3 protein-coding genes are annotated in these 9,312 nt (G+C 66.8%); all 3 read right to left on the bottom strand.

What is annotated here, in order from left to right; genetic code table 11:
- The coding region (locus ACQ3I4_RS13685) for a transposase (RefSeq protein ID WP_430633347.1) at positions 1-387 on the bottom strand (387 nt) is incomplete at its 3' end.
- 220 nt (positions 388-607) lie between these two features.
- The gene (locus tag ACQ3I4_RS13680; protein ID WP_430633762.1) at positions 608-2,869 is read right to left on the bottom strand and encodes a 3'-5' exonuclease; all 2,262 of its coding nucleotides are present in this window, start codon (positions 2,867-2,869) and stop codon (positions 608-610) included.
- A gap of 2 nt (positions 2,870-2,871) precedes the next feature.
- Positions 2,872-9,309, bottom strand: a complete 6,438-nt coding sequence (locus ACQ3I4_RS13675; RefSeq protein ID WP_430633761.1) for a DEAD/DEAH box helicase — start codon at positions 9,307-9,309, stop codon at positions 2,872-2,874.
- Positions 9,310-9,312 lie beyond the last annotated feature (3 nt).

Here is a 9,312-nt window from a genome sequence, read left to right as displayed (position 1 = left end):
CATCTCATCGACACCGGTCAGGCGGCGCTGACGCTTCTTGACGATGACCGGTGAGAAGGTCCCTTCCCGGTCCCGCGGCACGTCCACCTCCACCGGGCCCGTGGTCTCCGTCAGCACCGTTTTTGGGCGCACGCCGTTGCGGGAATTCGCGGTCTGCTTCCCTGCCGTATCGTGCTTTTCATATCCGAGATGCTCGGTCATTTCCTCATCGAGCGCGGTCTCGATCACGGTCTTGGTCAGCTGCTTGAGCAGACCGTCCGGCCCGGTCAGGGACAGGCCCTGTTCCTTCGCCATTCTGACCAGCTCGCGCGCAGCGTCGCCCTCGGATACTTCTGTCTTCTTTTCAGCGGTTTTCGTACTCGGCACAGCCTCAAGTGTTGCGGCCATATCGGGCTCCTCCCCGCCAGGCTTACCGCCCGGCGTGTCGAGCCGGATACACCGTTATTTCCACAGTCCCCATCCTTGCGTCACTGCACACGAACGGCGCCGAAGTAGCTACCAGTATCAATCAGGAAGACGTCTGTGACGACATCAAGATCATCATTGAGCTGCTATCGAAGTAGCGACTGGGCCCGTCACGAGTCAAGGCATCTAGGCCGTCCCTCTTTCAGTCGCTCAGCAACCCGCTCGGCTCCCCCGACGTCGTGATTACGAGTTCGTCGCGGGCGCGCGTGGCGGCGACGTACAACAGCGACCGCTCGCGCAGCAGGGCATCGGCCTGCTCCGCCTCGGGCAGCCTCTCGAAGCTCCATTTCGCCGGGATCTCGTCGGCGCCGGCCCCCATGACGACAACCCTCTCGAACTCCATGCCCTTCGCCGCGTGCATCGTCATGACCGCGACCTTGTCCCTGTCCGCGGGGGCCCCTCCCTTGAGGACGCTATAGGCGATGCCGGCCTTCGACAGCGCCTCGACAGCCAGCCGGGCCCTCGCCTCGGCGCGGACCAGCACGGCGATGGCGTTGGGCGCAATTCTCGCATCGATCCAGCGGCGGATATGGTCGGTTGCCGCCTCTGCCTCCGCTTGTTGGCTCGATGCATGAACGACGTGGGGCGCCGGGCCGGAGCGCACCGAGCGGTACTCGCTCGTGCTCTCGGGCGCGTCCTCGATGTCCGTGTAGGAACCCCCTCGCAGGAGTGAGATCGCATAGGCCAGGTTCTCCGCCGTCGTCCGGTAATTGAGCCGCAGCCGCCTGGAGCGCCCACGAATCTGAATGCCGAAACGCGAGAGCGGGACTTTCTGGCCGTAGATCCTCTGGTGGGAGTCCTCGGCGATGAACAGGTCGTCCGGTCCGTGGGGCGCGAGCGCCCGCAACAGCATCCAGTGCGCGGCGTGGAAATCCTGGGCCTCGTCCACGAGGACGTGGTCGAACGGAAGCGCCTGCCCCCGGTCGGCCCTCGCCGTCAAGACGGACGCGGCGATCGCGGCGAGCTCGGAGAACGTCGCGGTGTCGGTCATGTGGTGGCTTCGACGGAACTGGGCGAAGACCTTCCAGAGTTCCTTGCGCGCGGTCCGGTTCAGCGCGGTTCCGCGCCCTTGCCGCGGCGCCCGGAGGTAGCCCTTCTCGTCGACGACCCCGTTGGCGAGCACCACGGACTGGTACTCCTGTTCGAGGAAGCCCGATTCGAGCAGGTTGGCCGGCAGCTCGGGATTGCTCAAATCGACGGCGGCCGCCAAGTCGTCCGCCACGGAATTCGCCCTGTGGGTCAGCAGGTTCCGCCCGGGGCCGAGCACTGCGGACGTCGCGGCCTCCGTCTCCTCGGACGTTGCTTCCTTGAGTACCCGAGCAGCGATCTGGTCCATCCCGAAGATCGAGACACCCGTTTCACCAAGCTCAACCCGAGGCACCTTCGGATCCAGCTTGGTCAGTTGGGTGGACAGGGATTTGGCAAGGGTCCGCGTGTAGGTCGTCAGCAGGATCCGCGCCTTGTCGTTGCTCCGGAAGAGCGCCCGCGCACGGTGCAGGAGCACCACGGTCTTCCCGGTACCCGCCCCGCCCGAGAGCCGGAAGGATCCGTTCCATCGCCCGTCGACGTACTTGCGCTGTTCCGGGTGAAGGAACACGCGCCAGCGTTCAATGTCCATAGACTCGAGGGCCTCGCGCAGTTCGTCGGGGTTGTCTCCGACGAAGACGAATCCTCCCGTGGAACGACGCAGCACACGGTCCAGCGTCTCGTCTTCGGGCAGGTCCGGCTCGATGGGCTCGATGCCGAGTTCCTCGCGGATGGAATCCAGGTCCTCACCGTTGGCCAGACCCAGGATCACCAACCCCTGGGTTTCCGGGAGCCCGTCGATGACAAGGTTGAGTTCGGCTGGCGTACGCGCCTCGAACGCCCGCGCCGCGCCGTCGGCGTTGATTCCTGCCTCCGCGACCAGCTTTTCAGGGGTCCACGAGCCGTGCAACTGGTTCGTCCAATCGGGGACGACGTCGGTGCCGCCTTCCTGTTCGTCCGCTCCCTGAGGTCCGTGCTGCTCTGGTTCAGCCTCGGGCGGTAGGACCGGACCGTCCTGCCGCTCCTTCTGGGACGGTTCGTCGTCGATGAGCCCTTGATCTTCGAACTCCGGGGAACCGAGGGCGAGGTTGAGCTTGAGCACCGTGGAACGGGCGATCTTGATCGCCTCGTCGTGATGCCACGTCCCGTAGTAGACGTAGTGCGTGCCGGCCTCAGTGTCCATCTTGAAGAGGACAGCACGCCATGCATCGTTCACGCGGCCGGTTCGGGCCCGCTTGTCCCGCGGCTTCTGCATGGGCTCGATGTGCAGTCCCGGAGCTGTGTCGTCGACCTGCAGCTTCTGCAGGAAGTCGAGGACCTGCTTCTTGATGGACCCGTCGACCTTGTTCTTGGCCGAGACCATGGAAACGAACGGCATGCCTACTCCTTGCCCTTGGGGACCACGCCATGCGCGTCCAGAACCTTGTCAATATCGCCGGTGACGATGGCTGTCCATCCCGCGTGGGCGAGTTCATGGCCTGACTCGTCGTCGTAGACAATCGCGATCTTCGCCGACGTCCACACGAGTTGGGCCGGGATCCCGTCGATCTCTTCGCCCCATTCCTGCGGCGGCGGCAACGAGGTGCCGGCGAGTCGCACGATGAACTCCCGTTCTTCGTCGTCGTCGGCGACCTCGAGCACGGGCGCCCAGGCGCCGCTCAGCCCCGTTGTCCCCGACGCACCGACGTAGTCCACCGGTCCATCGGCGTGACCGGCGAAACCGGCTACTTCCAGGATCTCGTCCCGCGACGACTCCGTGCCGACCAAGGCGGTCTTCGGCGAAGTCTGGAAGGCCAGGAGATTGCTCCAGAAGAGCCACCGCCGCCACTGTTCGGCGAAGTTGGCGGAACCCACTGCCTCCGCCCGATCGTCCAGCGACAGAGCCGCGGGGACCACGCCGCCCTGGGCCTTAAGCGGATGCCCTGCGGCGATCAGATGAAGGTGCTCGGTGGACCTTGACCACCAGATGGAACCGTTCAGCAGCCCGGGCGACGTTCTGGCCAGATCGAACTGGAAATCCGGCACGGTGGCTCCGGCGACTTCGGTCCTGTTCAGGCCCTGTGCCGCGAGTCCCGCCACGACATCGGCCACCTTGCTCCAGCTCTCCGGCTGGGGGTTCGTCATCCACGTCCAGAGCATCTCCATCGCACCGCCCCGCATGGAGGCGAGGACGTTCGGATCCAGCGAATGGGCCTTCGTGAGCTGACTCAGCATGATCCCGGAGACCCATTCGTCGTAGCGTGCTTCGACGGCCGGGCCGTCACCGAAGCGCTGGACGTCCTGATCGGTGATGGCCCACGGCACGATGCCTGCCATCTTCAATCCGCAGCGCTTGACGGCGTCGTCCCCGACCCGATTGCAGCCCGCCTCGGACGACGCATGGAAGGCCCGGCCATCCGTGTAGACCGCCACTTGAGGCACATTGGGGCCTTCGTAGGTGAGCATGAAGTCCGGACGCGTCCCGTAGGCATCGACCTGTGGGTCGAGGGTCCAACGGTGGTTCTGCGAGGGAAGCTTGATGACGAGCTTCTCCCCTCGGGGGCCGGGCTTCGGCGTCACCTCCGCGTTGACCGCCGCCAAGCGCGTCTTGAGTGCCTGACGGAAGGCGATCTCCAGAACGGACTCGCCGCTTGCCACGACGACCGGCTCCTCACGGAGGACCCACTTCTCCAGATCGGGCCCTTCGTCGGCTTCGATCCCCAACAGGTGCTCGAGGAGACGTTTGGCTTCGACGCGGGAAACGTAGTCCTCCGAGCCGTACTCGGCGAACGGGAGCAGGCACAAGTGGCATGCCCTGCGGCGCTCGCCGGCGCACCGGCAAGCGGCGACCTTGGCGAGCGCAGCGGCGAGCACGGCAAAAACGTCCTGCGGGCTCTTGAAGCTCGCCAAGTATCCGGTCCCGCCGGGGACGGAATCGTGGATGAGCAGCGCCTGGCGGTCCACGCTCCCGGCCCCGTCCGGGATCGTCAGGATCCCCAAGTGCCCGGGTGTGCCGCCCAGGTGTTCCTGCAGCCCCAGCAGCAGGGCGGCCTTCAAGGTCGGCAGAGCGAACGCATCGACGCTGCTCGCCGCCGCGGGCATATGCAGCTTGACACCCTGGGTGCGCAGTTCGCGGGCCAAGAGGAGATGGAGCGCGTGCTCCTCCTGACTCTTCCTGTGACGGCACCAGAAGCGATGCTCGTCTTCGCTGTTGGCCCGGAAGTTGGTGTCTTGCTTGCCGCAGTATTCGCACAAGGCGAAACGGGGCACCGAGAGCGTGTGGCCGGCGATGGTCAACGAGGCACCGCCGCGACCGCGCGCCCCGAGATTCAACCAGGTCACGTCGACGGAACCGAGGTACTCGGCCCCGAACCCGTTGTTCTCTACGAACCATCGGGATTCGACGCGCGCCGGATTGACATCCGCGACGGCCAGCATCTGGAAGCCGGTCCGGCGCCGATCGTCACGGGCGTCGCCGATGACGGCTTCGTCCCGCTTGATCTCGGCCGTGACCTTCTTGAGAACGACAACGGCGTGAACGTGCCCGACGTCGTCGATGCCCGCCGTGGTGCACCTGGGGCAGGTGGCCGAAACTCCGCTGTACTGGACAGGCTGTTCGCCGATCCGGTCCACGGACTGCTTCCACCCGCACGCCGGGCAGAGCTGCCAGTACTGGACCTCGCGCAGTTCCGGCCCGAGGTCGACGGCGTCGACCTCGATCTCCATGCCCTGGGCGTAGAACGTCGATCCAGGCGCCAGTTCGTGGATGGCAATGCCGGCGCTTCGGGCGAAGGTCTCCGTCCGCGCTTCGAAGCCCTGCGTCTCCTCGTTGCGCCACGAGATTCCGACGTCGAGGGTCACGGGATCCCCGATCAGCGTGTAGTTCGGGAACAGCCCGTACATCTCGATCTTGGAGATCCAGTATTCGCTGCGTTCCTCCTGGGCCTCTCGATACAGACGCTTGAGCTGCGATTCTCCCGAGCGGAGGTCTCGTGCCGCTTCCTGCACCTTCGGATGCTCGGAGTCGTGGGCGTACTCGTGCAGCCGCCGCTGATGCTCTTCCTTGAGCTCTGCGACCGCGTCCTCGACGTCGCTGATGCGCCTCTGGAGGTCGTCATGATCCAGCTGCCACTGACGCGAGACCTGCCCCAATTCCAGCGGAAGCGTCGAGGCAGCCCAGTCCGCCAATCGCTGACGGCCCTCCTCCGTGACCTGGTCCGGGGAGAACTGGCCGAGGAAGTGCGCCAGCAACGCATCTCCCTGCTCGTCCATCAGCCCGAGCATGCTTCCGAGATACGAGTCCGGCGCCGTCGACTTCAGTGCCTCGCGCGCCGACCTCGGGTGCGGGGCCCTCGGATCACTGGCCAACCGGTCCCCGAGGAATGCCGCAAACTGCCGCTGGAGGATCTCCTCGGCCTGCAGGTACGTGCTCGGCGGCCTGACGTCGCCGTTGATCACCGACAGCGGGTCGTACAACTTGGGCAGATGCTCGCCGCGCCCGCGGATGAACGCCAGCACGAGCGAGTTCCCGGTCAAGCGACCCGCACGGCCGACGCGCTGGACGTAGCTCGCCACGGACCCCGGCATCGAGGCCAACATGACGCAGGACAGGTCGCCGATGTCGATACCCATCTCGAGCGTCGGCGTCGCGACGAGCACGTTGGGGGCGTCGGGGGTCTGTTCGACGGCCTTGAAAGCGTCCTCGTACTCGAGCCGCAAGCCGTCGTCGAGCAAGGAGGTGTGCTCGCGCGCCACAACGCGTTTCCCGTCCAGCTCCGCGTACATGCGGCGGTAGAAGTTCTCTGGCTGCACTTCGACGCGCGCGGCCCGGCCCCCGCACTTCAGCTGCAGACAGGGCGCCCCGTCGAGCTGGTCGATCACCGTCTCGGTGCCGAAGCTGCGTGTCCGGCAGACCTCGCACTCGACGGCGTGGCGCTTCCCCCGGAGCGCGTCGTCCTCGGGCGTGGTCAGGAGGATCCTGTCCGGATTGATGGAGTACGCGCGGGCCCCCTGATCCGTGGCGTGCTCCTTGAGGATCCCCGTCCGGGCGAGGTCCTCGAACAGTTCCCGGGCCAGGTAGCCGGCGTCGTCCGGGCTGACGCCGAGGGCACGGCTGGTCCAGCTCGAATACCAGCTGGTCTTCGGCGTGACGGGGTCCAGGCCGTTCTCCGGCTTGCTGGGACCGATGACGGGGAAGGCCGGGGCCGGGCGCCCTTTGGGGAACGCGGGCATTCCCTGGTGCCGGGCCCGTCCACCCCAGACGTGGTACCTAGCCCCGTCATGTTCGATGTAGCGGTCCAGCCATTCGTGATGGATCCCGCCCTGGAGGCGCATGCGGATCAGGACCCCCCGGACCCAGGCACGGAACTGCTCGTCCGTCGGCTCGCCGACGTCTGGAAGGACGTGGAGCTTGGTGTCCCACACGCGCCTCCCCATGACCGCCACGGCTGCGGGCGACCCGGCGTCGGTTTCGGCGACGACCGCTCCGGTGAGCTCCAGCGTTCGTCCCAGGCGTGCCTGGAGGCCGAGCTCCAGGGCCGCGTCGAACCGCAAGCGCCGTTTGACGTTCTCCCTTGCTCTGGCGCGTGGCCCCGGAGCGGCCGTCTCGTCCCAGAACTCGCGGAAACCTTCCCGCTCTGTCAGTTCGGGCGGAACCAGCTTGAAGCGTTGGACTGCGGCGTCGGGGCCCGGGGGAACCGCCATGGCCTGGTCGATGAGCTGGCTGAGCGTCGCGGTCTCTCCGGCACCCGTCCCAAAGGCATTGCGGAGAGAGGTGCGGAGGTTGAAGGTGTGGGACCTGGCCTGGATGAATCCTGCCCGGTGCGCGGCGTCCTGGACGGAGTCGGTGAAGATGAGCGCCTTCTTCTCACCGGAGTCGAGCCCCCGTGCCCCGAAGAGGTTGGACACGGCCACGGACGTCAGCGTCGCGATGGCGCTGCCGACGAATCGGATCGCATCGGGGGCGAGGCAGGCGGGGCAGGTGTCCTTGCGCGAGAGCTCTCCCGCTTCGAGCCCGGCGTGTGTCAGCACGGGGATGATGCGCCCGAGCCGGAACTCCGGGTCGTCTTCCACCGGCGGATCGACCGCGAGGCTCTTCTGGACGGTGTGGAAGAACCGGAGTCCTTGGTCTCTGGCTTCGCGGGCGTCCACGGCCCCGCTCACCAGGGCATCTGCCTCGTTGGCGGCGTGGATGAGGGCCCTGAAGGAGGCGTCCCGGTTGAGGGAGGCGGCGCGGATCTCGGCCGGTTCCAGCCCGAGCTCCGCACCCGTGGGAGAGACCTTGGCCCCCCACCCGCTCTTGCCGCAGTGGCGGCAGAAGACCGCGGGAAGGTGGATCAGTTCGCGGCCTTCCTCACCTTCCCCACCTTCCTCATCTTCCTCCACACCGTCGTCGCCCCAGCGGTAGGCGTTCGTGACGTCGAGCGCGGATTCGATCCGGCTGAGTTCGCGGACCCAGAGGTGGGCTTCGACCGTGAGGGCCCCGCGGCCGGCCCCCGCTCTGACGTGCGAGTAGAGGGCGATCACGTGGCTGAGGAACTCTTCGGCCTCGGAGATGTCGATCCTCGGGAGGAGGGTTGCGGCGAGGTCTCGGAGTCCGACGGCGATGCCGGCCTCGGCCACGAGCCGTTCAGTCAGCGGGTGGTGCCTCAGGGCCGTCAGGAGGTCATCGGCCTCCCCTGCCGGCGGTTTCTCGAAGAGGGCCTTAAGGGTTGCTTCAAGGAGAGAGGCGTGGGAGTCGTCGGCGCGAACGGCCTCATTGGTCGGGACGATGTGCTCGTCGATGTCGTCCAGGTCCCGGGCGACAACGCCGGGGTCCCGGATGCTCAGTCCCTTCCACGTATCGAAGGACATGCGCGACTCGGTGACGAGCGCCTCGTCCTCCAGGGGCTCGCCGAAGATGGTCTCGGCGAAGTCCAGCATGGCGCGGGCGCCACCGGAGCCTCCAAGAGTCGCGGAGGTGGCGACGGGCGTGATGCGCCCGAGGGGCCGCCGTCTGTCCTCCTCCGTGAGCCCCTGCGGTGTCAGGTCCTCCGGCCAGGACGACTTGAGGGCGAGCCCGAGCCGGCGGAGGAGCATGGCGACGTCGGTTCCCTGGGCGCCGTCGTAGGTATGGAACTCGTCGAGGACGAGGTACTGGAGGCTCGTGGCCGAGTCCCGCCAGAGCGAGGCGTCTTCGTGCCGGAGCAGGAGCATGTCCAGCATCTTGTAGTTGGTCAGCAGGATGTCGGGCGGGTTGTTCCGAATTTCCTGCCGGTCGGTGATCAGCCCGTCACGCGTGACGTGCTTGCGGCTGACGCCCTGCTGACCGGTGTACAGGGCGGCGCGGATCCCGCCGAGCTCGGAGTGCCCGGTCAGGAGCCCTGCCAGGCGGTCGGCCTGGTCGTTCGCCAAGGCGTTCATCGGGTAGAGGATGAGCGCCTTGATGCCGGTGATGCCGGCCTTCTGCGCACGGAGGACGTGGTCGACGATGGGGAACAGGAAGGACTCCGTTTTTCCGGATCCCGTCCCGGTGGTGACGAGCGTCGGCTGCGGCCTGCGGAATCCGGTCGAGTCCGGTGTCTTCGTCGTGAGACGCTGGAACGCCTTGGCCTGGTGCCCGTAGGGAGGGAAACCGACCCCGTAGAAGTCCAGGGCCTCCCGCCACCCGTCGGCCGCAGGCTCGAAGGGCAGCCTGAGGCGGACGAACGGCCCCTTGAACATTCCCTTGCCCGCGTCCATGAGGAAGTCTCCGATGGCCCGCTGCGCGCGGGAATCGGACAAGGCGAAGGTGGTGGTCAGATAGTCCCGCAGGCCCTCGACGAGGTCGCGGGATTGCCGTGTGGGAAGGAGTTCGGCCATGGC

Origin of the sequence: Zafaria sp. Z1313 (assembly GCF_050563205.1) — a bacterium.
Classification (GTDB): Bacteria; Actinomycetota; Actinomycetes; order Actinomycetales; family Micrococcaceae; genus JAZDCJ01.
The sequence above is the reverse complement of the archived record's forward strand: the minus strand, read 5'-3'. Positions and strand labels throughout refer to the sequence as shown.